The organism is Sphaerisporangium dianthi (genome assembly GCF_042654065.1).
Taxonomy (GTDB): Bacteria; Actinomycetota; Actinomycetes; order Streptosporangiales; family Streptosporangiaceae; genus Sphaerisporangium; species Sphaerisporangium dianthi.
In genome coordinates this window covers 81171-105834 of record NZ_JBHSFP010000003.1, presented here as the reverse complement: position 1 = coordinate 105834, position 24664 = coordinate 81171, and the positions used below count along the sequence as shown (strand labels likewise).

General features: G+C 71.9%; 22 protein-coding genes. 13 read left to right on the top strand and 9 right to left on the bottom strand.

Features of this window, described 5'->3' with window-relative positions:
* Nucleotides 1-199: 199 nt before the first annotated feature.
* Nucleotides 200-457: a hypothetical protein gene (locus tag ACFO60_RS06610; protein ID WP_380838256.1), complete on the top strand. Its 258-nt coding sequence runs from the start codon at nucleotides 200-202 to the stop codon at nucleotides 455-457.
* Between the two features lie 120 nt (nucleotides 458-577).
* On the opposite strand, the gene ACFO60_RS06605 is transcribed toward ACFO60_RS06610, so the two are convergent.
* Nucleotides 578-1681: a Gfo/Idh/MocA family protein gene (locus ACFO60_RS06605; RefSeq protein WP_380838255.1), complete on the bottom strand. Its 1104-nt coding sequence runs from the start codon at nucleotides 1679-1681 to the stop codon at nucleotides 578-580.
* A 139-nt stretch (nucleotides 1682-1820) separates the two neighbouring features.
* On the opposite strand from ACFO60_RS06605, the gene ACFO60_RS06600 reads away from it, so the two are divergent.
* Complete coding sequence (locus tag ACFO60_RS06600; protein WP_380838253.1) at nucleotides 1821-3188, top strand: 6-phospho-beta-glucosidase; 1368 nt, start codon at nucleotides 1821-1823, stop codon at nucleotides 3186-3188.
* 25 nt (nucleotides 3189-3213) lie between these two features.
* Here the strand turns inward: ACFO60_RS06600 and ACFO60_RS06595 are convergent, their stop codons facing one another.
* Complete coding sequence (locus ACFO60_RS06595; RefSeq protein WP_380838252.1) at nucleotides 3214-3861, bottom strand: FMN-dependent NADH-azoreductase; 648 nt, start codon at nucleotides 3859-3861, stop codon at nucleotides 3214-3216.
* Nucleotides 3862-3944: 83 nt separating this feature from the next.
* Between ACFO60_RS06595 and ACFO60_RS06590 the strand changes: the two genes are divergently transcribed.
* On the top strand, nucleotides 3945-4409 hold the full coding sequence (locus tag ACFO60_RS06590) for a MarR family winged helix-turn-helix transcriptional regulator (protein ID WP_380838250.1): 465 nt from the start codon (nucleotides 3945-3947) through the stop codon (nucleotides 4407-4409).
* Between the two features lie 78 nt (nucleotides 4410-4487).
* On the opposite strand, the gene ACFO60_RS06585 is transcribed toward ACFO60_RS06590, so the two are convergent.
* The gene (locus tag ACFO60_RS06585; RefSeq protein ID WP_380838248.1) at nucleotides 4488-4913 is read right to left on the bottom strand and encodes a YchJ family protein; all 426 of its coding nucleotides are present in this window, start codon (nucleotides 4911-4913) and stop codon (nucleotides 4488-4490) included.
* A gap of 397 nt (nucleotides 4914-5310) precedes the next feature.
* On the opposite strand from ACFO60_RS06585, the gene ACFO60_RS06580 reads away from it, so the two are divergent.
* The 3 genes from ACFO60_RS06580 (at nucleotide 5311) to ACFO60_RS06570 (ending at nucleotide 11382) form a co-directional block, all read left to right on the top strand.
* Nucleotides 5311-8835, top strand: a complete 3525-nt coding sequence (locus ACFO60_RS06580; RefSeq protein ID WP_380838246.1) for a S8 family serine peptidase — start codon at nucleotides 5311-5313, stop codon at nucleotides 8833-8835.
* A gap of 283 nt (nucleotides 8836-9118) precedes the next feature.
* The gene (locus ACFO60_RS06575) at nucleotides 9119-9694 is read left to right on the top strand and encodes a hypothetical protein (protein WP_380838244.1); all 576 of its coding nucleotides are present in this window, start codon (nucleotides 9119-9121) and stop codon (nucleotides 9692-9694) included.
* 473 nt (nucleotides 9695-10167) lie between these two features.
* Entirely contained in the window at nucleotides 10168-11382 is a 1215-nt protein-coding gene (locus ACFO60_RS06570; RefSeq protein ID WP_380838242.1) for a hypothetical protein, read from the top strand.
* Between the two features lie 53 nt (nucleotides 11383-11435).
* Here the strand turns inward: ACFO60_RS06570 and ACFO60_RS06565 are convergent, their stop codons facing one another.
* Nucleotides 11436-11759: a nuclear transport factor 2 family protein gene (locus ACFO60_RS06565; protein ID WP_380838240.1), complete on the bottom strand. Its 324-nt coding sequence runs from the start codon at nucleotides 11757-11759 to the stop codon at nucleotides 11436-11438.
* Between the two features lie 132 nt (nucleotides 11760-11891).
* Here ACFO60_RS06565 and ACFO60_RS06560 point away from each other — a divergent pair, with 132 nt between their 5' ends.
* Entirely contained in the window at nucleotides 11892-12611 is a 720-nt protein-coding gene (locus tag ACFO60_RS06560; RefSeq protein ID WP_380838238.1) for a TetR/AcrR family transcriptional regulator, read from the top strand.
* An 89-nt stretch (nucleotides 12612-12700) separates the two neighbouring features.
* Entirely contained in the window at nucleotides 12701-13483 is a 783-nt protein-coding gene (locus tag ACFO60_RS06555; protein ID WP_380838236.1) for an SDR family oxidoreductase, read from the top strand.
* 26 nt (nucleotides 13484-13509) lie between these two features.
* Here the strand turns inward: ACFO60_RS06555 and ACFO60_RS06550 are convergent, their stop codons facing one another.
* Nucleotides 13510-15087, bottom strand: a complete 1578-nt coding sequence (locus ACFO60_RS06550) for an aldehyde dehydrogenase (NADP(+)) (protein ID WP_380838234.1) — start codon at nucleotides 15085-15087, stop codon at nucleotides 13510-13512.
* Between the two features lies 1 nt (nucleotide 15088).
* Nucleotides 15089-15730, bottom strand: coding sequence for a cysteine hydrolase family protein (locus ACFO60_RS06545; RefSeq protein WP_380838232.1), 642 nt, complete (start codon nucleotides 15728-15730; stop codon nucleotides 15089-15091).
* A 154-nt stretch (nucleotides 15731-15884) separates the two neighbouring features.
* Between ACFO60_RS06545 and ACFO60_RS06540 the strand changes: the two genes are divergently transcribed.
* Nucleotides 15885-16466: a TetR/AcrR family transcriptional regulator gene (locus ACFO60_RS06540; protein WP_380838230.1), complete on the top strand. Its 582-nt coding sequence runs from the start codon at nucleotides 15885-15887 to the stop codon at nucleotides 16464-16466.
* Between the two features lie 36 nt (nucleotides 16467-16502).
* On the opposite strand, the gene ACFO60_RS06535 is transcribed toward ACFO60_RS06540, so the two are convergent.
* A complete protein-coding gene (locus tag ACFO60_RS06535; RefSeq protein ID WP_380838228.1) occupies nucleotides 16503-17114 on the bottom strand; it encodes an AAA family ATPase in 612 nt (203 codons plus the stop codon).
* A 394-nt stretch (nucleotides 17115-17508) separates the two neighbouring features.
* Here ACFO60_RS06535 and ACFO60_RS06530 point away from each other — a divergent pair, with 394 nt between their 5' ends.
* The 4 genes from ACFO60_RS06530 (at nucleotide 17509) to ACFO60_RS06515 (ending at nucleotide 22881) form a co-directional block, all read left to right on the top strand.
* Nucleotides 17509-18777, top strand: a complete 1269-nt coding sequence (locus ACFO60_RS06530; RefSeq protein WP_380838227.1) for a hypothetical protein — start codon at nucleotides 17509-17511, stop codon at nucleotides 18775-18777.
* Nucleotides 18778-19102: 325 nt separating this feature from the next.
* Nucleotides 19103-21049: a Xaa-Pro dipeptidyl-peptidase gene (locus ACFO60_RS06525; protein ID WP_380838226.1), complete on the top strand. Its 1947-nt coding sequence runs from the start codon at nucleotides 19103-19105 to the stop codon at nucleotides 21047-21049.
* A gap of 348 nt (nucleotides 21050-21397) precedes the next feature.
* Entirely contained in the window at nucleotides 21398-21919 is a 522-nt protein-coding gene (locus ACFO60_RS06520; RefSeq protein WP_380838224.1) for a SigE family RNA polymerase sigma factor, read from the top strand.
* A 23-nt stretch (nucleotides 21920-21942) separates the two neighbouring features.
* Nucleotides 21943-22881, top strand: coding sequence for a hypothetical protein (locus tag ACFO60_RS06515; RefSeq protein ID WP_380838223.1), 939 nt, complete (start codon nucleotides 21943-21945; stop codon nucleotides 22879-22881).
* 119 nt (nucleotides 22882-23000) lie between these two features.
* Here ACFO60_RS06515 and ACFO60_RS06510 read toward each other — a convergent pair whose 3' ends face one another.
* Together ACFO60_RS06510 and ACFO60_RS06505 are read right to left on the bottom strand one after the other, a co-directional pair.
* The gene (locus ACFO60_RS06510) at nucleotides 23001-23474 is read right to left on the bottom strand and encodes a cold-shock protein (RefSeq protein WP_380838221.1); all 474 of its coding nucleotides are present in this window, start codon (nucleotides 23472-23474) and stop codon (nucleotides 23001-23003) included.
* 245 nt (nucleotides 23475-23719) lie between these two features.
* On the bottom strand, nucleotides 23720-24367 hold the full coding sequence (locus tag ACFO60_RS06505) for a 4'-phosphopantetheinyl transferase family protein (protein ID WP_380838220.1): 648 nt from the start codon (nucleotides 24365-24367) through the stop codon (nucleotides 23720-23722).
* Between the last annotated feature and the right edge of the window lie 297 nt (nucleotides 24368-24664).

The window sequence follows — 24664 nt, the reverse complement described above, 5'->3', positions numbered from 1 at the left end:
CAACGCCTCCCACGCTCGCGCCTCGAAGACACAAGCCTGTCAGCCCCGCACCGAGGTGCCCATCCCGGGGGGTGGTCCCCGTCCCTGGCCACGGCCGCTCCGGGCCGCTCGAAGCAGGCGGCGGAGGGAGCGAGCCGGCTCGTTGCCGGCGCTCTCCGGACGGGGACCACCCCGGGGGCCGGGCGTCCGAGAGGTGGTCATGCAGCTCACGATGCCGGAACTGGTAGGCGATCCCCGCGACGCGCATCAAGCCCGCGTCGTAAGCCCAGTGGAGGAAACGCCCGAGGCGCCACGGCAGCCGGACCGGACCCCGGCGCCCGATGACCGCGCCGAGAGGATCGACGTCTTCGACCGGGAGGCGAGCAGCACGGGGATCGCCGCGACGAGCGGCAGCGCCGATCCGCCCGCCCTCCAGAGCCACGGCGGCCGCCTGCCACTACGTCTCATGCCTCGATGATGCCAACCGGACCTGACGGCCACGCGCCGATGGACCCGTCGGTGCGAGCTCGTGATCCGCTCGGCCCGGCCCGGCCCGTCCGCCGTCCGCCGGCCTCGCGGACGACCGGGCGCCGCCGGGCTAGACGACCTCCGCCTCGGCGCGGACCTCGCCGCCGGGGGCCAGGCCGTCGCGGGTGAGCAGCCTGTTCACCGCCTGCTGGGCGGTCATGACGTCGTCGAGGGCGCCCAGCACTCCGGTGAGGGGCGGGGCGCCGAGGGTGACCATCTCGTGGAAGGCGACGAGCTCACGTTCGAAGGACGGGGTGACGTCCTGGAAGGAAAGGCGTCCCTCGGCGCTCACGTCGGTGAGCCGGGCGGCGGCGCCCAGCAGGTACGGCGTCGGGAAGACCACCTCGAACGAGCCCGCGGCGTGGTGCACGGCCACGGTCTCCCGGTAGCCGGGGTAGTCCTCCAGGTAATGCCAGTGGACGGCGTACCGGCCCCCGGCCCGCAACGGCCCCGACAGCTCGACCGAGCGCCCGCCCGCCCCCGGCCAGGTCGTCACGTGGTCGACGCCGCCGGGCCCGCCCGCGAGCAGCCGCAGCAGCGACAGGTCGTGGCAGATGCTGTTGAGGATGGTCATGTAGAGCCACCGCGCCTCGGGCTGCGCGTCCCCGATCGCGGCGCGGACCAGTTCGTCGTGCTGCGCGCGCAGCCGGTCGGCCACCTCTGCGGGCACGTCGGCGGGCGGCGCGGGCAGCCGGGCGAAGGCGAGCTGCGAGCCGTCGCTGGGGTGCAGCACGGTCACCTGGATGGCGCGCACACCGGTGAGCCGGCCCGCCATCCGCTGGACGGCGGGGTCGTACTGCTTCATGTACCCGACCATCACCCGGGGCCGCTCGGGGTCCTCCAGCGCGGCGATCTCGTCGATCTCGGCCCGGGTGTAGGCGAGCGGCTTCTCGCACAGGACGGCGAGACCGCGGCGCAGCGCGTCCGCGACCACGTGCCCGTGGGAGCCGGAGGTCAGCACCACCAGGGCGTCGAAGCCGCCGGCGTCGAGCATCTTCGTCACGTCGGTGTAGCGCCGGGCGACTCCGTACCGGTCGGCCATGCGCCGGGTCAGCGAGGGCGAGATGTCGCAGAGCGCCACCACCTCGAACAGGTCGCCGCGCCGCTCGAGCAGCGGCAGGTGCGCGGTCTGCGCGATGGCGCCGAGCCCGGCCACCGCCACCTTGACCGTCACAGGCCGACCTCCTCGCCGTTCACCACCGCCATAAGAATAGTGAGGGGATGCGGCCGGGTCGCGACGGTCGCGCACGCGGGATCATGGATCCGATGAGCGGCGCCGCGCCGCGCGAAGCCGGGACAGGGGTGATCGAGACATGAGGCTGACCATTCTCGGCGGCGGAGGCTTCAGGGTCCCGCTGGTCTACCGGGCGCTGATGCAGGATCAGGGGGAGGGCCGGGTGACGCACGTCACCCTGCACGACCTGGACGCCGCCCGCGTCGCGGCGATCGGCCGCGTGCTCGCCGAGCAGGGGCAGGGCGTCCCCGGCGCCCCGCGGGTCGAGGTCACCGCCGACCTCGACGAGGCGATCACCGGCGCCGACTTCGTGTTCTCCGCGATCCGCGTCGGCGGGCTGGAAGGGCGCGCCGTGGACGAAAGGGTCGCCCTCGGCGAAGGCGTGCTCGGCCAGGAGACGGTGGGGGCAGGCGGCATCGCCTACGGCCTGCGCACGCTGCCGGTGGCGGACCACATCGCCCGCAGGGTGGCCGCCCTCGCGCCGGACGCCTGGGTCATCAACTTCACCAACCCGGCCGGCACGGTCACCGAGGCGATGTCCCGTCACCTCGGCGACCGCGTCATCGGCATCTGCGACTCGCCGGTCGGGCTGGGCCGCCGTGTGGCGCACGCGCTCGGGGTGGACCCGGCCGCCGTCCGGCTCGACTACGCCGGCCTGAACCACCTGGGCTGGCTGCGCGCCGTGCGCGTGGGCGGCCGCGACCTGCTGCCCGGACTGCTCGCCGACGACGAGGCCGTGACCTCCTTCGAGGAGGGCAAGCTGTTCGGCGGCGAGTGGCTGCGCACGATCGGCGCCATCCCCAACGAGTACCTGCACTACTACTACTTCACCCGCGAGGCCGTGGAGGCCGCGCGCGCCGCCGGGCGCACGCGCGGGGCCCTGCTCATCGACCAGCAGCGGCGCTTCTACGGCGAGACCGGCGGCTCCGCGCCGGCCCTCGAGACCGGCGGCTCCGCGCTGGCCCTGTGGGAGAGCACCCGGCTTGAGCGCGAGACCACCTACATGGCCGAGAACCGCGAGGCGGCCGGCGCCGGCGAGCGGGCGTCCAGCGACCTTGAGTCCGGCGGCTACGACCGGGTCGCCCTCGCGCTCATGCGGGCGATCGCGCTGGACGAGCGCACGACGCTCATCCTCAACGTCCGCAACCGCGGCGCCATCGGCGCCCTTGACGACGACGCCGTGGTCGAGGTGCCCTGCTTCGTGGACGCCAACGGCGCCCGCCCGCTGGCGGTGGACCCGCTCCCCGGCCACGCCCAGGGCCTGGTCACCAGCGTCAAGGCGGCCGAACGCGCGGTCATCGAGGCGGCCGCCACCGGGTCGCGCCGGGCCGCGCTGCGCGCCTTCGCCGTCCACCCGCTCGTCGACTCCGTGGCGCTCGCCGCACGGCTGCTGGAGCGATACGAGCACGAGCTCCCCCAGCTCGGCTACCTCCGCGGAGGCGCCTGAACACCGGCGCGCGGCCGCGAGCTCGTCACGCCATGGCGTGGGCCGGCGTCCAGAGGCCGTCGATGGCCTGCTCGGCCGTGGCGAGGCTCTCGGCCGCCAGCGGGATCAGCTCGGCCATCGCCGGCTGCACCTCCGCGAGGGTGAGCTCGACGGTGATGAACCGCGGCGCGAGTCCTGTGAGCGAGACGCCGTGCGGAAGCCAGGGCTGCGCGTGGTCCCAGCCTTCGCGGGGCGTGCCCTCCCCGTAGCCGCCGCCGCGGGAGGCGATGACGACGAAGTCCGTGCCGCCGAGCAGGCCGTCTCCCGTGGCGCTGTCGATCGAGAGCCCGGGGGCGATCAGGTGGTCGACCCACGCCTTGACGGAGCTCGGCACGCCGTAGTTGTACAGCGGGAGCCCGAGCACGATCGTGTCGGCGTCCCTCACCTCCTTGACCAGCTGCTGCGTCAGCGCCCACGAGGCGGCCTGCGCCGGGGTGTGCTGGCCGGGCGGCAGCAGCCGCGCCGTGCCACCCGCCTCGTCCAGGTGCGGCACCGGATGGCGGCCGAGGTCGCGGTAGGTGACGGTCCCGCCCGGATGCGCGGCACGCCACCCGGCGACGGCCCGCGCGGTGAGCTTGCGGCTGACGGAGCGCTCGCCCTGGATGCTGGCGTCGAGGTGCAATAGATGAGCCATGGCTTTGCCTCCACAAATAGTTTGCGTAGGACAAAGGATTAGCGCGACATCGACAGTTCGTCAAGTGGACTAGAATCCTGTCCATGACCTCCGAGCCGGTAGTCGAGGAGTCGACGCATCGACTGGGGCCGCTGCTCGACCACCTGGCGCGCCGCATGCGGCTGCGCTCGGAGACGGCCCTGGCTCCCCTCGGCCTGCGTCCACGCCATCTGGTGGCGCTGACGGTGCTGCGCGCCCAGGGCGACTGCTCACAGCAGGCGCTGTCCGTCATGCTCGAGATGGACGGGACGAACGTCGTCGGGCTGCTCAACGAGCTCGAGGCGCACGAGCTCATCGCCAGGCGGCGCTCCCCCCAAGATCGGCGCCGGCACATCGTCGAGCTGACCCCCACCGGCGTCGAGGTCCTCACCAGGGCCGAGTGCGCGCTCGCCCTCTCGGAGAACGAGGTCCTCGGCGCGCTCGGCCCGGAAGAACGCGAGAACCTCTACGCCATCCTGCGAAAGGCCACCACCGGCGCCGAGATCCGCTGCACCGGCGACCACGACTGATCGGCGTCCAGGGCCGAGGGCGGGCCGCGCGCGGCCTTCGCCGCGGCCGAGGGCGGGCAGGCCGGGCGGCGCGAGCCGTCAGCCGGCGTGGACGGCGTCGAGGTAGGTCCAGGCTCCCTGGTCGCGGGTGAAGCGGCTCTTCTCGCGGAGTTCGCCGGGCCTGCCCCGGAAGGTGTAGCGGGCACGGAAGGTGACGGTGCCCTCGGTGTGGACGAGGCTGCCGCCGGAGACCTCCTCGACCTCAAGGCCGGTCCACCGCATGCCCCGCTCGAACTCGACGCGCGCCGGCCGGGTGGTGGGATGCCAGGTGCGCAGCAGGTAGGCCTCGTCCTCGACGGCGAACGCCGTGAAACGCGAGCGCATGAGCGCCTCGGCCGTCGGCGCGGCCCGGCCGGCGTGGAACCGGCCGCAGCACTCGTCGTAGACGGCGGGCAGGCCGCACGGGCAGGGCCGCCGCGCGTCGGCGCGCTGCGAGGTACGGCGAGGACGGGAACCACCGGTCACCCCGCGAGACTATCGGGCACGCGGCCGGCGCCCGCGACGGCGGGACCTCCGGCCCTCACGCGCGGGCTCGTCGCGCCGGCCGGTTCAGGGCGCCGGGATGTCCGTTTCGGTCAATGGCGGGAATACGTCATGCCCGCGGAGGCCCGCGCGCGGCCAGGCCGACATCCTTCGCAGCCGCGGATGTCGTCGCAGCTCATCGGCCGTCCGCCTCGCGTGTGCCCACCGGGCTATCGGCCATCGTCCCGATACGCACGCTAAATCCTGGTAAACACGCTTTGTCCAACTCTTGCCAATAAAGCCAAGATCCCTCCACGATGCTCCCCGTGGGTCCGCAAGATCCCCTATTGCCCCTTTTGCTACCCCGCACGGGTGCCCCACCGCCCGTGAAGGAGATCGTGTGTCCATCCCCCGCCTCTGGCGAGCGGCCCTGATCGGGACAACCGCACTCGCCCTGCTGGCCCCCCAGAGCGTGGCCTACGGCGCCGCGCAGGCCGCACCCGCGTCCGACAAGATCGATCGTGCGGTCCGGGCCGACCTGTCCAAGGACGACAAGGCCACCTTCTGGGTGCGCCTGAAGGACGGCGCCGACCTGCGCGCCGCGCGCGCCGCCAAGACCAAGGCCGACAAGGGCAAGCAGGTCTACCGGCTGAAGACGGAGACCGCCACCGCCTCCCAGGCCGGGCTGCGCAAGCTCCTCAAGGCCGCGCACGCCGACTTCACCCCCTTCTGGATCGTCAACACGGTCAAGGTGACCGGTGACGCGAAGCTGGCGGCCGAGATCGCCGAGCTTCCCGAGGTGACGGCGATCGAGCCGTCCAAGGTCGTCGCGTTGCCCGACCCGGAGCCGGGCACGGCCAAGGCCACGGCCGCCTCCGTCGAGTGGAACGTCGACCGCGTCAACGCTCCCAAGGTGTGGGACGAGCTCGGCGACCACGGCGAGGGCATCACCATCGCCAGCATCGACACCGGCGTGCAGTGGGACCACCCCGCGCTCGTCTCCCAGTACCGCGGCACCAAGCCCGACGGCACCGCCGACCACGACTACAACTGGTTCGACCCCTCCGGCGCGTGCCCGGCCAAGGCCCCATGTGACGACCGCGGCCACGGCACCCACACCGTGGGCACCATGGTCGGCGGTGACGGCGGGGCCAACACCATCGGCGTCGCCCCCGGCGCCAAGTGGATCGCCGCGAAGGCGTGCCTCCTCGTCGGCGGGTGCCCCGACTACACGCTGCTCGCGGCCGGGCAGTGGATCCTCGCGCCCACCGACCTGAACAACCAGAACCCGCGGCCCGACCTCGCCCCCGACGTCGTCAACAACTCCTGGGGCGGCGAGGGCATCGACCTCTGGTACACGAGCATGGTGGAGGCGTGGGTCGCCGCCGGCATCTTCCCCGCGTTCTCCAACGGCAACGCGGGCCCGTCGTGCGGCACCACCGGCACACCCGGCGGCTACGTCGCCAGCTACAGCGCCGGCGCCTTCGACGCAAGCGGCAACATCGCCTACTTCTCCTCCCGGGGCCCCGGCGAGAACGGCGAGATCAAGCCGAACATCGCCGCGCCCGGCGTCGACATCCGCTCCGCGCTGCCGGGCGACGGCTACGGCCTGAAGTCCGGCACCTCGATGGCCAGCCCGCACGTCGCCGCGACGGTGGCGCTGATGTGGTCGGCGTCCCCCTTCCTGCGGGGCGACATCGAGGCCACGCGCGCGCTGCTCGACGGAACCGCGGCCGACGTGGACGACCAGGGCTGCGGCGGCACCGCGCAGGACAACTTCGTCTTCGGCGAGGGCAGGCTCGACGCCTACGCGGCGGTCAAGGCCACCCCTGCCGGCGAGCTCGGCGCGCTGACCGGCACGGTCACCTCCGGCGGCTCCCCCGTGGCCGGCGCGACCGTGAGCGTCTCCGGGCCGCTGAACCGCTCGGTCCCCACCGCGCAGGACGGGACGTACACGCTGCCCCGCCTGCTCAGCGGCGAGTACCGGCTCACCGTGAGGAAGTTCACCTACGACGACGCCACGGTGACCGTCACCGTCTCCACCGACCGGACCGTGACCACGGACCTGTCGCTGACGGCCCAGGACATGAGCACCGTGTCGGGCACGGTCACCAGCGTGGGCCTTCCCGAGGCGGGCGCCACCGTGGCCGCGGCCGGCACCCCGGCCGCCACGGTCACCGACGCGAACGGCCGCTATGAGCTGCGGCTGCCGCACAAGACCTACGACCTGCAGGTCACCGCCACCTCGCTCTGCGCCGAGAAGACCACCGTGCCCGTCACGGTGACCGGTGACATGACCGAGGACGTCGAGCTGAACAGCCACATCGACGCCTTCGGCCACACCTGCAGGAGCGGTTCCGAGGCCTACGTCGAGGGCACCCACCTGGAGCCGCTCGCCTGGGACGACGAGACCCAGACGCTCGCGCTGCCGTTCGCCTTCCCGTTCTACGGCAAGACCTACACCAGCGGCATCGTCAGCACGAACGGGTTCATGTCCTTCGGGGGCGACCACTACGCCTTCCCGACCCACGAATCCCTGCCCTCCGGCGACGGGCCGCACCCGGCCATCTACCCGTACTGGACCGACCTCGGCATCTTCGACGAGGGGGCCGGGCTCTACACGGCCACCATCGGCACCGCGCCGAACCGCACCTTCGTCGTCGAATGGCGCAAGGCGCGGTTCTACGGCGTCGACGCGCTCATCTCGTTCGAGGCGCTGCTCGGCGAGGACGGCTCCGTCGGGTTCCGCTACCGCGGGATCGACAGCACCTACGCGGCCGGCGAGAAGGCCACGGTCGGCATCGAGAACGGGGACGGCACCGACGCGTTCCAGTACTCCTCGGACATCCCCGCCCTCCGCGACAGCCAGAGCCTGACCTTCGCCGCCCGGGCGCACGGGCTCGTGACCGGCACCGTCACCGACGCCAACGACGGCGAGCCCCTGGCGGGCGCGACGGTCAAGGTGGGCGACGCGGCCTCCTTCACCACCGGAGCCGACGGCGCCTTCCTCGGGGAGGTCCCGGCCGGCGACCACCACGTGGAGGTCTCGGCGGAGAACTACGGCACCCTCGCCAAGGAGGTCACCGTCACGGCCGGCACGCGCAACCGGCTCGACACCGCCCTGGCGACCGGCCGGGTGACCGCGTCGACGGGCCAGGTCACCCTGGTGATGCCCGCCGGCGCCACCAGGAAGGGCGCCTTCGAGCTGTCCAACCTGGGGGCCGGCACGACGTACACGATCGAGAGCGACCCGGCGCAGACCTGGCTGAGCGTCACCCCGGCCGGCGGGCGCATCGAGGCGGGCAGGTCCGTCACGTTGCGGGTCACCGCGTCCAGCGTGGGCGTCAAGCCCGGCACCGTCCGCACCGGCACGCTGGTCGTGCGCTCGGCGAGCGGCCGCAACCCGGCCTTCCCGGTCTTGGTGTCGGTCGTGGTGCCGAAGCTCCAGGTCGCCATCGAGGCCGGTGGCGGCAAGAAGGTGGTCGACGCCGCGGGTGACACCTGGGTGGCCGACCGTGAGTACTCCCGCGGCGGCTACGGCCATGTGGGCGGCGGCCATGAGAGCACCACCGGCAAGACGATCGCCGGCACCACCGAGCAGGCGCTGTTCAGCAGCGCCCGCGAGGGCATGCGCGAGTACCGGTTCGACAACGTGCCCGACGGCGTCTACACCGTCGAGCTGGGCTTCGCCGAGACCCGCGGCAAGCACGCGGGCAAGCGGGTCTTCGACGTCCGCGCCGAGGACGTGCTCCTGGCACAGGCGCTCGACGTCGCCCGCCTGGCCGGCCAGAACACCGCGCTCAACCGCCAGTACACGGTGAAGGTCACCGACGGCCGGCTGAACGTGAAGTTCTGCGCGCGGACCGGCGACCCCATCGTCAACGCCATCCGCATCACCGAGCGCCCCGACAAGGCCGCTCGGTAGGCGCCACCCGCTCCTGTCAGGTCACCGGCCCGTCGCGATCGCGACGGGCCGGTGCGCGTTCGGCGGTCATCGCCATCGGATTCCGTGCGGGACGGCGATGGTGAGACCTGAAGCGATATTCCCCTGGACGAGGTATTCGGCGTGGCGCATTCTGTATTCATCATCATCCACGTCATATGCGGAGCGATGCGCACGAAGAACCGCGCAAGAATCCAGAAAAGGGGACATGGCGATGAGAACGACCCGCAAGGTGGTCGAATTAGGCCCAAATATAAGACAATTCATGATTCATCCACTACTGGCGCTGTTTGTCGCTATTTCGACGGTTGTCGGTTGCGGGAGCGCGTCCGCCGTCGCGGGCGACACCGCCGGCGGGGCAGCCCGCGAGGCGGAGAACGCGCAGGTGGGCGTCGCCCCCGCCGCCTGGTCGCGCGCCCCGGATGCCTGGTCGCGCCCCTCCTCCGGCGAGGCGACGGTCGCGCGCGGCGCGGCCAAGCCGCGCATTCCCAAGGGCCTGGTGGGCAAATGGGAGGCCGCGAGCGGTGACGCGACCCTCGCCTTCGGTTTCGGCCGCAGCGGGCGTTACCGGCAGGCATGGCTGCTGAGCTATCCCACCGCCGCCGGCACGGTCGAGTTCTTCCGCTACTCCGAGGGCAAGGCGCGCGTCCGGGGAAACCGGCTGACCCTGACGCCGAGCAAGGTGACCTCGACCCGCCGGGATCCCAACTCGCCGCACGAGAACTACACCAACCGCAAGGAGCCGCTGACACCGCTCCGCTACACGATGCGGCTCAGCCGTACGACCCTGCGCCTCGTCGACCCGACCGGGCTGAAGCTGACCTTCACGAGGCAGCGGTGACAGGCGCCGACGTCCCAGACGAAAAACCCGCAAAGAACGAAAACGACGACAAAAACGAAAACGGGCACGAGAACAGGGACGGGGACGGGGAGGCGGCGGCACCGCCGGAGACAGGGGTGCGCGTCCAGGAGGGCCGAGCACCGGAGCCGGATCCGCCGCTCCCCGCGCGACCAATAGCGGAAGCGCCGGCCCCGCCGCCTCCGGCCGAGGAGGCACCCGTCCAGCACACGGCCGCCCCGCCGCGGGAAGCACCCACCGCACAGGCCGCGGCTCCGCAGCAGGAAGCGCCGGCCTCGGAGCTCCCGGGTCCCGCCCGGGAAGAGCGGGCCCGGAAGCCTTCTGGAGCGTCCGAGGCGGCGCTGCGGGGGGTCGCCGGCCATGGGCGGGGGCGGCACGGCGGAGCGCGGACGCTCCGCCGGCACCGGCCGACGGTCCGCGGCCGCCTCACCCTCCGCAGCTACATCCAGCTCGCCGTGGTCGCCGCCCTCGCGGTGACCACGGGGCTCGCGGCGTGGAGCTTCAGCGAGGCCGGCGGGCTCTGGCAGGAGTCCGCCCGGCAGGAGACGGCGCGGATGGGCGCCGCCGAGGAGGACGCGCGCACCGTCTACGGCGATGAGGCGCCGCAGGCCTTCCAACTGGCCGCGCTGGAGGCGAGGGCGGCGGGCCTGGTCCCGGCGATGGCGCGCGGCGGCTCGGCGTGGGCGGAACACGCGATCGCCGCCGACAGCGCGTTCGCCCTGCGTGGGGCGGCGAGCCGGCTGGGGCCGGACAACCTCACCACCACCCTCTACGCGCTGGACGACGGCGGGTACGACCTGCCTCGCAGGCTCGCGAACGTCCGCGCCGCGCACCCGGCTCTGCGCGACCTCGACCCGGACGTCCCCCGCGCGCGAGCCGACCGGTTCGCCGGCCGTGGCCGCGGCTTCGCGCTCGCGGGCGTCGTGCTCGGCCTGCTGGCGCTGCTGAGCGCGTTCACCCGGCACCGTCGCCTGGACGTCCCGCGAAGCGCGGAGAGCGCGACCGACCTGTTCCCGCAGCCGCTGCTGGAGCCCGCCGGCCGCCGGACCGCGGCCGCGGTGGCGGTGCTGGCGTGGGCGTCGCTCGTCATCCTGCCGTCGGCGCAGCTGATCGCCGCCGGCGAGGAGCAGCAGGCCCAGGCCGCCGCCGCGCGGCAGGCCACCCGCCTGGCGGCGAGCATCATCGTCAGCGGCCAGCGCACGGCGTTCACCACGACCAGCAGGCTGACGGTCCTGCGGGAGAGCATCAAGGCGGACGCGAGGGAACTCGCGTCGCTCAACGCCGTCGAGCCCAAGGAGGCCGGAAGGCAGGCCGCACTCGCGACGGCCGAGCGCGGCATCGTCTCACGCCTGGAGCGCGTCGCCGACGTGATGGGGCGGCTTCCCACCGCCGCCGGCGGCGTCGACCCGGTCATCGCCGCCGCTCTGCGGTCCGGCGAGGCGGACTGGAAGCGGATGGGCGAGGAACAGCGCCGGCAGGTCGGGATCTCGGAGGACGCGAGTGGCCGCGGCCTGCTGCTCACGATCGCCACCGCGCTGGCCGCGCTGACCACGGCGGCCGCGGCGGCCGCCATGAAGGGCACCGACGGGCGACGCCGCCCGCGCGTGCGGATCGCGCTGGCGATGCTCGCACTCACACTGCTGGTGTCCGCGGCGCCCTTCCTGCCCTGAACGCGCGGAAGGGGCCGGGCCCGTTCGGTGGGGCGATCTCGCGGCTCCTTCGGTCAGGGCTGCTCGCCGATGTGCAGCCGGGCGATGAGCCCGTCCCTGAGCGTGAAGCGGAAGGTCAGCTTCACCTCCCCGCCGGGGAAGTCGCCCCGCACGAGGGTGTGCGCCTTGTACTCCTGCCCGCCGAGGTGTTCGGTGTCGAGAACGGTCACCGTGTAGGTCCACGTGCCCGCCGTCGCCTCGCGCCAGCCCTGGATCTCCGGCCTGCCGCGGTAGGCGCGCCCCTCGTCGACGACGACGCCGTCCTCGCTGAAGCAGGCCGCCACTCCCTCGTGGTCCTGCCTCTGCGCGACCTGGAAGTAGCGCTCGATCACGTCCATCGCATGCCTCCTCAAACGGCTGCTACATTGGATACATAACGAATATAGCACTCCTCGCGCGACGGAACGACGGATGGGCGGCCTCCCGGAGCCACGCCGGTCCGGTGGCGGCCGTGGCGCTACAATCGGTATATGGCTTCTCGTACCGACGCCCGAAGCAAGGTGGGCGCGAGCGCACGCGACCGGCTGCTGCTCGCCGCCGGCCAGTTGCTGAACGAGTCCAAGGACAGGCAGGTCTCGACCCGCGCCATCTGCGAGCGCGCCGGCGTGCAGGCGCCCACGCTCTACCACCACTTCGGCAGCAAGCAGGGCCTGATCGACGCCGTGGTGAACTACGGGTTCACCCAGTACGTCCAGGCGCCCGGCGGCGCGGACGGCCCGGCCGACCCGGTCTCGGCCATCCGCGAGGGCTGGGACAGGCACGTCCAGTACGGGCTGGAGCACCCCTCCTTCTACGTCCTGCTCTACGGGCAGATCGAGCCCGGCACGCCCTGCACGCTGACCTCCAGCGCCGAGGCCATGCTGCTGGACCTGCTCACCGCGGTCGCACGCCAGGGGCGGCTGAGAACCGGCCCGGCGGACGCGGCCCGGCAGATCGCCGCCGCCAACGCCGGCGTCACCCTCAGCCTCATCGCCCAGCCCGAGGGCGAGCGAGACCTCGCGATGTCCCGGCAGGTGCGTGACATGATCCTCGGCTCGCTCATCACCGCCGAGGCCGACGACGGCGAGCCGGGGCCCCGCCTGGCCGCGCTCGCCTCCGCCCTGTCCGCGGCGCTCGACGAGGACGGCGCCGCCTCGATGACCCCCACAGAGAAGCTCATGCTCAAAGAGTGGCTGCGGCGCCTGACCTGAGCCGCGCGTCCCGGCCGCCCGGCAGGGGGTGCTACAGTCGTTATATATCGAATGTAGCACCCCCCTCTGGCCGCGATTCCGAGGACACCATGGTCACACCACTCACCGATTCCCTGCGGGGCAAGCGCGCCCTGGTCACCGGCGGCACCAAGGGCATCGGCGCCGCGATCGTCGCCCACCTGTCCGCCCTCGGCGCCCGGGTGGCCACCACCGCCCGCTCCGCCGCCGGCACTCCGGCCGAGCTGTTCGTCAGGGCCGACGCCGGCACCGCCGGCGGCGCCGAGCAGGTGGCCGACCAGGTGCTCGCCCGGTTCGGCGGCATCGACATCGTCGTCCACAACGTCGGCGGCCACGTCGGCGAGCCCGGCCCGGCCGCGTCCGTCCGCGACGCCGACTGGCTCGGCACCATCGAGCTGAACCTGCTCGCTCCCGTGCGCCTTGACCGGGCCTTCATCCCGTCGCTGGTCGAGCAGGGCTCCGGCGCCATCGTGCACGTCACCTCGATCGCGCGCATCATGCCGACCACCGCTCCCCTGCCCTACGCCACGGCCAAGGCCGCGCTGACCGGCTACAGCAAGGGCCTGGCCGCCGAACTGGCGCCGCACGGCGTCCGTGTCAACGCCGTCCTGCCGGGATTCGTGGAGTCCGACGGCGCCCGGCACCTGATGGAGTCCATCATGGCCGCCACCGGAGGCGACCTCGCGTCGGCCCGCGCCGAGATCATGCGATCGCTGGGCGGCATCCCGATGGGCCGGCCGGGACGCCCCGAGGAGGTCGCGGAGCTGGTCGCCTTCCTGGCCTCCGACCGCGCGTCCTGGATCACCGGCGCCGAGTACGTCATCGACGGCGGTTCGATCCCCGCCGTGCACTGAGGACGGCCGCCGGGCGGCGGCCGTCCTCAGTCGCGGGTGAGGTGCCCGTCGACCAGCCGCCACAATCCCAGGGGGTTGCCTGCCGCCAGCGCGCCGGGCAGCAGCGCGTCCGGGAAGCCCTGGTAGGTGACGGGTCGCAGGAACCGGTCGATGGAGCTCATGCCGACCGAGGTGAAGCGGCTGTCCGTGGTGGCCGGGAACGGCCCACCGTGGACGGTGGCGTGGCCGACCTCCTGCGGATGGGCGAAGGCGTTGACCACGATGCGGCCGGTGCGCCGCTCCAGGATCGGCAGCAGCCGCGCCGCGTCGGCGTGGTCGGGCTCGTCGAGGTGCATCGTCGCCGACAGCTGGCCGCGGAAGCTCCGGGCCACCTCCATGAGCTGGTCGACGCCGGTCACGCGGACCAGGAGCGCGGCAGGCCCGAAGACCTCCTCGGCGAGCGCGGGGCCGGCGAGGAACCGGTCACCGCCGACCTCGAGCAGCCGCGCGCGGCCGTCCCAGGTCCCTTCGGGTTCCGGGCCCTCGGCGAGGAGCGTGGCGCCGGAGTCGCGCAGCCGCTGTGCGCCTCGGACGTAGGCGTCGTGGATGCCGGGGGTCAGCATGGGGCGCGCACCCATCGCGCTCACGCGAGCGGCGGCCGCGTCGCGCATCTCGGCGTAGCCCGGGCCGTCGACGGCGAGCAGGATGGCCGGCTTCAGGCAGGCCTGGCCGACGTTGACGAGCATGCGCTCGGCGAAACCGTCGCCGATCTCGCCGCCGCGCGCCGCCAGCGCCGCGGGCAGGACGAAGGTCGGGTTGACGCTGGTCATCTCGGCGAAGACCGGGATCGGGTCGGGGCGCAGTTGGGCCCGGCGGTACAGCGCCATGCCGCCGCCCTCGGAGCCGGTGAACGCCACCGCCTTGATCAGCGGGTGGTCCACCAGGGCCGCGCCGATCTCGTCGCCCGCTCCGCGCACCAGGGAGAACACGCCCTCGTGCAGTCCTGAGTCGGCGACCGCGCTCTGGATGGCGCGTCCCTCCAGCTCCGACGCGCCCGGGTGGGCGTTGTGGGCCTTGAGGACGACCGGGCAGCCCGCCGCCAGCGCGGCGGCGGTGTCGCCTCCGGCCACGGAGTAGGAGATGGGGAAGTTGCTCGCGCCGAAGACGGCGACCGGGCCGATCGCGATCTTCTGCATGCGGTGGTCCATGCGCGGCCGCGGCCGCCGCTCCGGCAGCGCCGGGTCGAGGGTGGCCTGGCGGAAGCGGCCCTGACGGACCACCTCGGCGAACTGCCGGAACTGGACGGCCGCCTTGGCGGCCTCGGCCTCGAGCTGGGCGACCGGCAGGCCGGTCTCCAGCGCCGCCCGCTCGGCCAGTTCCTGGTTGATCCCCTCCAGCCGGTCGGCGATCAGTTCGAGAAAGGCGGCGCGTTCCTCGGGCCCGGTGCGGTTGTAGCCGTCGAACGCCTCGTCGGCCAGTCGTGCGGCACGGTCGACCTCGGCCGGGCCGCCGAGCGCGAAGCCGGGCTCGATCCGCTCGCCCGTCGCGGGGTTGAGCGCCTTCATCGTGCCATCGGACGCCGCCACCGCCGACGCGCCGATCAGCAGGTCTCCGGTCAGGGGCATCTCACTGCTCTCCGTTCTCGAGCGTCCGGCGGAGTTCCGCGGTGGTGGTGATGGTGTGGGCGTAGGTGGGGCCGTTGAGTTCGTGGGCGGCGTGCATCATTTCGGGCGTGAAGGCCGCGGTGGCGTCGCGGACGAGGGTGACGTGGTACCCGAGTTCCATGGCGTAGCGGCCGGTGGATTCGATGCAGGTGTTGGCGAGCAGGCCGATGACGATGACGTGGCCGATGCCGTGCTGCCTGAGCTGGTGGTCCAGGTCGGTGCCGGCGAAACCGCTCTGCGCCCAGTGCTCGCGGGCGACCACGTCGCCCGCGGCGGGCTGGAAGTCGGGGTGGAACTCCCCTCCCCAGGTGCCGAGCGCGAAGGTGTGGCGCTCCTGGATGGCGCGCTGGGTCGGGTTGGGGTGGTCCCAGCCCTCGTAGTCGCCCTCCTGCCAGCGACGGTGGGGAACGAAGACGACGCGCAGGCCGGCCCGGCGGCCCGCGGTGACGACGGCGCGCAGGTTGTCCAGCAGGCCGACTTCGGTGGCCACGCCCTCGAGCCGGGGCCAGAGCTTGCCTCCCTCGGACAGGAAGTCGTTGTAGGGGTCGACGAGCAGGACCGCGGTGCGGCCGGGGTCGTAGATCTGAGTCATGGTGCGAGTCACTTCCCGAGCATGGATTATGTTCGTCATCCACATTCAGGATTATGCGTATCATCCTGGGATGTCAAGCCGGACGCGCCCTTGCGAAGGACGTGTGTATGATGACCATCATCCACATATGGCCGGCGGAGCCTGTCGCGTATCAGGAGGTCAGGAGATGGGTCACTCTCGGGCGGCCAAGGCGGAGTCGCGTGAACGAGTCCTGCGGATCACCGCCCGGCGTGTCCGCGAGGAGGGCATGACCCGCCCGGGCGTCGCCGACCTGATGAAAGAGGCGGGTCTCACCCACGGCGGGTTCTACAAGCACTTCGCCTCACGCGACGACCTGATGAACCAGGCCGCGGCGCTGGCGCTGGCCGACGGTGAGACCAAGATGGCGGAGGCCGCTCGGCAGAACCGCGAGGAGCCCCGCACAGGACTGATCGACTCCTACCTCAGCACCCGCCATCGCGACGCTCCCGGAACAGGCTGCGCCCTGGTGACGCTCGGCGCTGCGGCGGGCCGCGGCGCCGCCGAGGTGAAGGAGGCGTACGAAACGCAGGTACGGAGCTATCTGGCGCTCATCGGCGAGACGGGCGACGGCGATGACCCCGATGAGGCGCACGCCGACGCCATCCTCACTCTCAGCGCGATGGTCGGGGCGTTGCTGATGTCCCGCGCGGTCGCCGACCCGCGGTTGTCCGATCAGCTTCTGCGGACGGTCGCCGAGCGGCTCAAGCGCCCGGCCGTGAACGACTGACCCGGCCGGCGGCACGACGCCGGTGACGGACGCGGCTCAGCGTGCGTCGCCCGCGCGGGCGGGCCCGGCGTCGAAGCGGATCTCGCGGAGCCGGTCGGCGGCGTCGCGGTCCAGCACGGTGACGGTCGCGGCCGGCGGCAGGCCGCCGGCGCGGGCGCGGTCGACCAGATCTCCCCAGCGGCGGCAGTGCCGGGCGAAGGTGGAGGCGGTGACGACCCGCCCGCGCGCGTACTGCCCGGCACGGGCCGCATGAGGCGAGATGTCGAGCAAGATCATATGTGTCGCGGCGCCCTGTCGCCGGGCGAGCCAGGCGAACCCGTGCAGGATGTGCGGCCAGGTGCCCCTGGTGTGCGCGACGACCGCGTGGCCGCGCGACACCGCGCGCGCGATGCGCAGCACATGGGTCGCGTGCACGAGCGGGGTGCGCATCCGAGGGGGAACCGGGCCGAGGAAACGCGCCCACCAGTTGCGCGACTGGCGGGAGTCGATCACCCGCACGTCGCCCGCCGGCAGCGGCCCGGTCTCGGCGCCGTCCAGACCGTACAGGCGTGCGAGCAAGGTGCTCTTGCCCGCGCCGGGCAGCCCGGCGAGCAGCACCAGAGATCCGGGAGGATAACGCAGACGCTCGGCCGAGGCCACGACCCCCACACGGTGCGGCTCGCCTTGCGGTGACGGAACGCTCTGCTCGGAAATCATCGACCTCTCGCCCTCCGATCGGGAGCCCGACGGAAGCCAACGGAGATCATCGATCCACCAGGGCACGCTGCCTTGACCAACGCACGGGGCCTACCGGGAGTTCCATCCCCGAGCGGAAGATGAGTGATGCTTCTGCGACCTCCCGCCCGGGGTGCTCTGGCGGGACGAGTGCACGCGACCGTGTGAACGAGCAGTCAAAGGTGGCCGCCCGGCATGTTCCGCGCGCGATGATCAGAGTCCATGCTGGGGGTACGAGCGGGAGCATCGCCGTCGCGCCGGCCGCTCCCACGCCGGACTCCGCTCCCCGCGCGCCTCGGTCGCCCCGCGAATGAGAACAGGTCCTTTCATGAACACCGACGATGGAGAAGTGTGGATCGACATCGATCATCTCCCCCCGTTCGACCGCGCATCGATCTGGTACTACACGATCGCCCGCGCGAGAGCGGATTTCTGGGATGAGGTCGATGAGATCCGGCGTCTCTACTGTGTCGTCGATCTCGCGACGGGCCGCCCACCCACGTATCGTTTACGCGCCTCGGCCGCGGACGCGGCCCGCTGGTCGGCCGCCACGAGGGCGATGCGGTTGGCCATTGAGACCGCGAACTCCGAACTGGGTCAGGCTCTGAAATCCCTGACCCCTCCTCCCCGATGGGGCCATCGGGTTCTTTGGAGGTTTCGCGAGAAGCGGCTGGCCGCCGCCTACGAAATCAGCACGCAGCGCGTCCACGACGATCTGCACGGCGCCTGCCTGGACTTTCGTGCACAGGTGAGCGATCTGCCCGCGCACATCGAGGCCGAACAGGCGCGAGAGGCGCAGGAGCGACAAGGAAGAGCCACAGTGCTGGCCGGCGGGCTCAACGAGCCGGCATGGGGATACTTCATACATGAGGGCACCAGCCGAATCCTGAGCATCTTCTTGCAGACCCTCGAACCCGCCGAGACGCCTTCCCCAGAATCCGCGAGGGTGAGGACCGGCCTCACTCTGGAGCAGATCCTGTCCGCGGTCGCCGAAGAACTCTCCCTTCATCGCCAGACCTTGATCTCCTGGGAGAATGGCACCGAGCGGGCACTGGCGGAGCAATCGCCATCGCCCGGATGGTCGCACTACATCGCGGAGCGGCTGATGGCGATGGCATGTGAGTCCGACGCGCCCCTATGGGCTTACACGGTGACAGAGGAAGACGGAAGACGGTACTTCGAGATTCAACTGCTCTGTGACACCATATTCGGGATCGAGGACCGAAGCCTGATAAGAGAAGAAGCCGGGGTCACCCTGGACCGGATCCAGGCCGCGCTCGCCGAGGAACGCGCCCACCATCCGCCGACCATCGTCCTTTGGGACTGGGAAACCTCGGAGGTGCTGGAAGAGTGGCAGGAGGGCGGCTCTGAGGAGGATGCGTGGCAGGCGCTCACGGGGCAGTCGATCGTCGCGCATCCGCCGCAACCCTGCCACGAGCGGAAGGCGTCACCGCACTCCTACGGGCCGTCCGGCAACTACTACGGGCCGTCCGGCAACTACGCGGATGGGCTTCCCCCTGGCGGTTTCGACTCCGGGGGCCACTCAGGCGGCTTTGACTCCGGGGGCCACTCAGGCGGCTTCGGCACCTCGTTCTGAGCTCAGAGAATCCTCGGGGACACCGCTTTCACCGGGTGACCGTCCCTGTTCGAGCAGCGGCGAAGTCCACTCCTACGGTCCGCTTCCGCACAGAACGTCTCCGTCATCGGTGGCCGGCGTTCACCTCTCGGCACGTCATGGCGGCCTCGAGCGGCCCACCCACTTCGACATTCTTCGCAAACACCGCGATAGAGGACTATCACCCATCTAGTGACATTTAGCGCCTTTGCCTCATAACATCGAGCGGGCCCGCCTTGACGGTCCCTTTACCTTCGCTCGCGGCCGTTTCGCGGCCTCGGGCACCGATCGTTGGGGGAATTCGCCGATGTCCATGCCGCGCCAGGCGAGGGGCCACGCGGCTCCGCCTGCCGTCCGCCGTCCCGGGTCAGCACGTCGCAGCGCCGCGGCGCTGGGCCTCGCTGTCGCCACCGCCCTCACGGGGCTCGCCGCCACCCCGGCTCCCGCCATCGCGGCCGCTCCCGTCGGGCCGGTGTTCCAGGACGGCCTGGCCCAGCCGGTGTTCTCGTCGAACCGGGCCGACTGGATCCGCCAGGAAGTGTGGGTCGAGACCTCGGTCGACAGCGACCGCGACGGGCGGAACGACCGGGTCCACGCCGAGGTCACGCGGCTGCGGGAGACCGAGACGGCGGGCCTGAAGTCGCCCGTCGTGTACGAGGCCAGCCCTTACTACGCCGGGGGCAACGACGTCGCGAACCACGACGTCGACCACGAGCTCTACCAGCCGCGCCGCCCGGGCAGGGGCTGGCTGAACCGCGGCGGCCCGGTGCGCGACCCGGCGACCGACGAGCGGCTCACCGCCGCGGCCGCCGACGGCGCCGGCTCCGACGCCAAGATCACGGGCACCGGCCCGCAGCCCGCCATCAGCACCAGCCACGAGGCCAACTGGCTGCCCCGCGGCTTCGCGGTGGTCCACGCCGAGTCGCTGGGCAGCGGCGGGTCCGACGGCTGCCCGACGACCGGCGGGCGCAACGAGACCCTCGGCGCGAAGTCCGTCGTCGACTGGCTGAACGGCCGCGCGAAGGCCTATGACGCCACCGGCGCGGAGGTCAGGGCCACCTGGACGACCGGCAAGGTCGGCATGATCGGCACCTCCTACAACGGCACCCTGCCCAACGCGGTCGCGAGCACGGGCGTCGCGGGCCTCGAGGCCATCGTGCCGATTTCGGCGATCTCGAGCTGGTACGACTATTACCGCGCCAACGGCGCCATCGTCGCGGCCGGCGGCTACCAGGGCGAGGACGCCGACGTGCTCGCGGAGTACGTGTACACCCGCGCCGACAGGCAGATCTGCCGCGGCGTCATCGAAGGGCTCGAGAAGGCGCAGGACCGGGTCACCGGCGACTACAGCGCCTTCTGGGACGAGCGCAACTACATGAACGACGTCCGCAAGGTCCACGCCGCGGTGCTGGTCGCGCACGGGCTCAACGACTGGAACGTCAAGACCAAGCAGGCGGCGCAGTGGTACGAGGCGCTGAAGGCGCGCGGGGTGCCGCACAAGATCTACCTGCATCAGGGCGGGCACGGCGGCTCCCCCAGCGTCGACGTCCTCAACCGCTGGTTCACCCGCTACCTGTGGGACTACAGGAACGGCGTGGAGAACGACCCGCGGGCTCTGATCCAGCGCGAGGACAAGAGCCTTGTGACCTACCCCGAGTGGCCCGACCCGGCCGAGGCGGACACCGAGCTCAACCTGACCCCCGGCGCGAACGGTGCGGCGGGCGTCCTCACCCCCGGCAGGCCCCGCCACGGCAGGCCGGTGACCGAGACCATCGTCGACGACGTCTCGCAGACGGCCGAGACGCTCGCCGGCGCGATCACCTCTCCCAACCGCCTGGCCTACAGGTCGGCGGCGCTGATCGGTGCGGCCAGGCTCAGCGGGACGCCCCGGGTGTCGCTGCGGATCTCCTTCGGCCAACCGGCGGCGAACGTCACGGCGCTGCTCGTCGACTACGACCAGAACGGCAAGGCGAAGATCGTCACCCGCGGCTGGACGGACCCGCAGAACCGCAGGTCGATCTGGAAGAGCACGCCGATCAAGCCCGGCAGCCCCTACGGTCTCGACTTCGACATGCAGCCGCATGACTACGTGTTCCCCGCGGGCCACCAGATCGGCGTCGTGCTGCTGTCGAGCGACTACGACTACACCATCCGGCCCGCACCCGGCGCGAGGCTGGACCTCGACACGGCCAGGAGCACGGTCATGCTGCCGCTCGTGGGCGGAGCGAACGCGCTCCCCCCGGCGAACGGCTGACCCCCCGAGGCAGTGCGGGCCGCCGCCCCGCCGGACGTCCTGTCCGGCGGGGGACGGTGACCGCGCTGCCGCGGCCGGCGTCGAGTGCGCGCTGCGCGACCTCCTCGACCGCACCATCCGCGTGCACAAGGGCGTCGGCCGGGCGGGCGAAGCTCCCCGATAGGCGGCGCCCCACGCCTCCGCCGTCGCGGCGTTCGTGCCGTTCCCGTCCGCTCATCCGTCTGTCGGCAGGCCCTCCGATGCTCGCTCACGCGCTGGAACTTCACGGAGATTCCGGGCGCTTCCGGTCAACCTGGGATGGGACCCAGGGAGTGTCAGGGGTGGCTTTCAGCGACGAGAGGAGACCGGGTGGATGCCGACTTCGCGGATTTCGTACGGCACCGGGGAGACCATCATCTGAGAACGGCGGTCCTGCTCACCGGCGATTGGCACACGGCCGAAGATCTGGTGCAGTCCAGCCTCGGCAAGTTACACCGGGTGTGGAACCGGCTGGACACCACCAGTGAGCCCGACGCCTACCTGCGCCGCATCCTGGTCAACACCTACCGGTCCTGGTGGCGTGCCCGGTGGCGTCGTGAGATCCCGCGCGCCGAGCTGCCCGAACTCCCCGGTCCCGGTGACCTGGGAGACGCCCGGGCCGTCGCCGAGGACGTTCGCAACGCGCTGGCGCGGCTGCCGGTCAGGCAGCGCACGGCCTTGGTGCTGCGCTTCTTCGCCGACCTGCCCGAAGCGGAGGTCGCCGATCTGATGGGCTGCTCGGCGGGGACGGTCAAGTCCCACACCCATCGCGGTCTTCAGGCGATGCGGCGGCTGATCTCGCCCGACACCGTTGTCAACCGATCCGAGCAGGAAGGGAGTGGGGTCCGGTGAGAGACCGACACGAGGAGCCGTCCATGAACGAGAATGAACTCCGCACTTTGCTCGTCAGAGCCACCGAAGACCGGCCCGCCGGCATCGATCTCATGCCGAGGGTGACCCGAAGGCCCGAGCGCACCCGATCCCTGGTGCCGGTGATCACTACGGTGGGCGTCGTCGCCGCGGCGGGGGCGACCGTGCTGGTGCTCCTGCCCGGGAGCCAGCCCTCGGCGCAGGCCCAGGTGGCCGCCGCCGTCGAGAACACCACCGGGGAGAGTTACCGCATCCACGTCGACGCCGGCGTCAGGACGTTCGACGGCGCCTTCGACCCCGTCCAGCGCGTCGGCACCATCACCGGCCACGGAGGCGGGACCGACACCCTCTTCATCGGCGACCTGATGTACATACGGGAGCAGGGCGCGGCGAAATGGACGGCCTACCCGCGCAGCCAGGCGGTGGTCAAGGACGCGCCGGCGGCCATCGCGCTGGTCAAGCTCGCCCCCCAGGACCCACAGGCCGCCCTGCAGAAACTCCGTTCGGCCACCGACGTCCGTGAGGGCGGCCCGGCCTCCGGCGCAGGCTGGACCGGTCAGCGGTTCACGTTCTCGCTCAAGGACGAGAACTGGCCGGGCACCCACGGCTCCAAGGCCGAGCCGCTGGATGTCACGGGCGCCGTGGACGTGGACGATCAGGGACGGGTCCGGCGTCTGGAGGTCACCTTCAGTGACGACGGCCAGCGTGATGTCCTGAACTTCGGCGACTTCGGCACCCCGGTGACGGTCACGGCCCCGCCCGCGGACCAGGTGCAGCAGAAGCCGGACGACACGCAGGACAAGAAGCCGATCGGCAAGCCCGGCGACGCGAACGGCAAGCCCGGCCGCGACCCGGGCGGGAAGCCCGAACCGAGCGGCAAGCCTGGCGACCCGGGCGGGAAGCCTGGCGACCCGAGCGAGAAGCCGGCCGTCGAGAACCCCTGACCAGCGGCCGGCACTCATCGATCATGACCAGGGCCGGGGCGGCGTCGCTCCGGCCCTGCAGGTTCCCGATCAGCGTGAGCACGGTGAGGCGTGCGGGAGGCGCTCACCCCAGTGATCTGTCAGGCGTCGACCCAGCCGTGGGAGCGGGCGAGTTGCAGCAGGTGCTGCCTGATCTGGGTGATCTGGGCGCCGGTCAGCGTGGGGACCTTCGTGACGAGCAACTCGGTGACCTCCGAGCTGAGGTCCTCCGCGGCCAGCACGTCGCACAGGCCCTCGTCGTCCTCGAAGTCCCCGGACGCGGGGACGGAGGCGGCGGACGACGCCTGGGGCGCCGTATGGTGGGCGGCCCGCTGCTCGTGGACGCGCGCCGGAGCCCCCGAGTGGCGCGCGGGCTCCAAGATGCGCACCGCGGCCACCTTGAGACCGCGGTCTCCTTCGGCGACCTCGTACGACACCCGCAACCCGGCCTGCAGCTGGTGCCGGTTCTCCCCGAAGTCATTGGCGTGGAAGAACACGTCCTCGCCACCGGCTGACGGGGCGATGAACCCGTATCCGCGCACCTCGTCGAATCGAAGAATGGTACCGACAGCCACGCCTACCCCTGCCACACGTGTGAACGAATTCGATCGTCAGGCTACCCGGCCGGTGTACGAGGTGGGTCCCCGTCCCCTTCTCCCGCTGACGCCCCGAGGAGATCAGGTCCGCCCCGGATGCCCGGCCGGCCCCGTCGCCGGGCTAGACCGCAGAGTATCGCGACCGCCTCCGGACCCTCACCGCGCGTCCTGTGCGCGCGCCGGTCCGCCCATGGCGCACGGCCGGCGGCCCGCGGTCCCGCGGGCTATCCCGGGTCGCGAGGCACCGTCACGGACGTCGCGATGATGCCGCCGGCCACCGTCCACCGGCCGGCGAAGCCGGTCAGCATCCTGCCGTCGACGCTGGGGCCGGAAACGAGCAGCGAGGCCGCGAAGGCGCCGTCCCCGTCGATGCGGATCAGCGCGTCCTCGAAGTTCAGCCACCGGCGGGCGAGCGGGAACCACGCCTTGTAGACGCTCTCTTTGGCGCTGAAGAGCACCCGGTCCCAGTGCAGATCGCCTCCGAGCGCGGCCAGCATGACGCGTTCCTCGCGCAGGGAGATGGCGTCGAGCACCCCTGGGGGCAGCGGCAGGTAAGGCTCGGCGTCGATGCCGACGCTCAGCACGTCCAGCGAGACCGCGGCGGCCCGGTATCCGGCGCAGTGCGTGATGGACCCCACCACGCCCGGCGGCCAGATCGGCGATCCCCTCTCCCCCGGCGGGACGGGCACGTGCGGGAACCCGAGCTTGGCCAGCGCCGTCCGGGCGCAGTGGCGTCCGGAGGTGAACTCTCTGCGGCGCTTGTCCACCGCCTCGGCGATGTGCGCCTCTTCTTCGGGGAAGAGCTCGACGTCCGCGGGGTCGTCGAACAGCTCGGCCGCGACCACGCCGTCGGGCAGGATGCGCTCGATCACGGGACCGGCGGAATCTGACGCGGCCGGCCGGGCGGCGCGGCCCGGTGCTTCCACTGACTCGGGTATCCCAACGAGACCTCCTCGAAGCGGACTCCGTCGTACCAGGTGGTGGACGGTGTGCGCAACCTCCCTCCATGACGTCCTCACGCCCGCGGCGGCGGCCCGTCTCCCCATGCCCCGCCGGGCGCCGCCGGCGGAAATGACGGGCGCGGTAACGATGCCCGCCAGAAGGGTGGTGTCCAAGTGACCGAAGTGTGACCATTGGAGTCGTTTGCCCTCTATTGAGCGATAGGTGAG

Excerpts from the sequence above, each read along its gene's own strand:
- ACFO60_RS06530 (WP_380838227.1), top strand. The coding sequence starts at position 17,509 with ATGAACACCGACGATGGAGAAGTGTGGATCGACATCGATCATCTCCCC.
- ACFO60_RS06515 (WP_380838223.1), top strand. The coding sequence starts at position 21,943 with ATGAACGAGAATGAACTCCGCACTTTGCTCGTCAGAGCCACCGAAGAC.
- ACFO60_RS06610 (WP_380838256.1), top strand. The coding sequence starts at position 200 with ATGCAGCTCACGATGCCGGAACTGGTAGGCGATCCCCGCGACGCGCAT.
- ACFO60_RS06525 (WP_380838226.1), top strand. The coding sequence starts at position 19,103 with ATGTCCATGCCGCGCCAGGCGAGGGGCCACGCGGCTCCGCCTGCCGTC.
- ACFO60_RS06555 (WP_380838236.1), top strand. The coding sequence starts at position 12,701 with ATGGTCACACCACTCACCGATTCCCTGCGGGGCAAGCGCGCCCTGGTC.
- ACFO60_RS06565 (WP_380838240.1), bottom strand. The coding sequence starts at position 11,759 with ATGGACGTGATCGAGCGCTACTTCCAGGTCGCGCAGAGGCAGGACCAC.
- ACFO60_RS06575 (WP_380838244.1), top strand. The coding sequence starts at position 9,119 with ATGATTCATCCACTACTGGCGCTGTTTGTCGCTATTTCGACGGTTGTC.
- ACFO60_RS06550 (WP_380838234.1), bottom strand. The coding sequence starts at position 15,087 with ATGCCCCTGACCGGAGACCTGCTGATCGGCGCGTCGGCGGTGGCGGCG.
- ACFO60_RS06540 (WP_380838230.1), top strand. The coding sequence starts at position 15,885 with ATGGGTCACTCTCGGGCGGCCAAGGCGGAGTCGCGTGAACGAGTCCTG.
- ACFO60_RS06560 (WP_380838238.1), top strand. The coding sequence starts at position 11,892 with ATGGCTTCTCGTACCGACGCCCGAAGCAAGGTGGGCGCGAGCGCACGC.
- ACFO60_RS06595 (WP_380838252.1), bottom strand. The coding sequence starts at position 3,861 with ATGGCTCATCTATTGCACCTCGACGCCAGCATCCAGGGCGAGCGCTCC.
- ACFO60_RS06600 (WP_380838253.1), top strand. The coding sequence starts at position 1,821 with ATGAGGCTGACCATTCTCGGCGGCGGAGGCTTCAGGGTCCCGCTGGTC.
- ACFO60_RS06590 (WP_380838250.1), top strand. The coding sequence starts at position 3,945 with ATGACCTCCGAGCCGGTAGTCGAGGAGTCGACGCATCGACTGGGGCCG.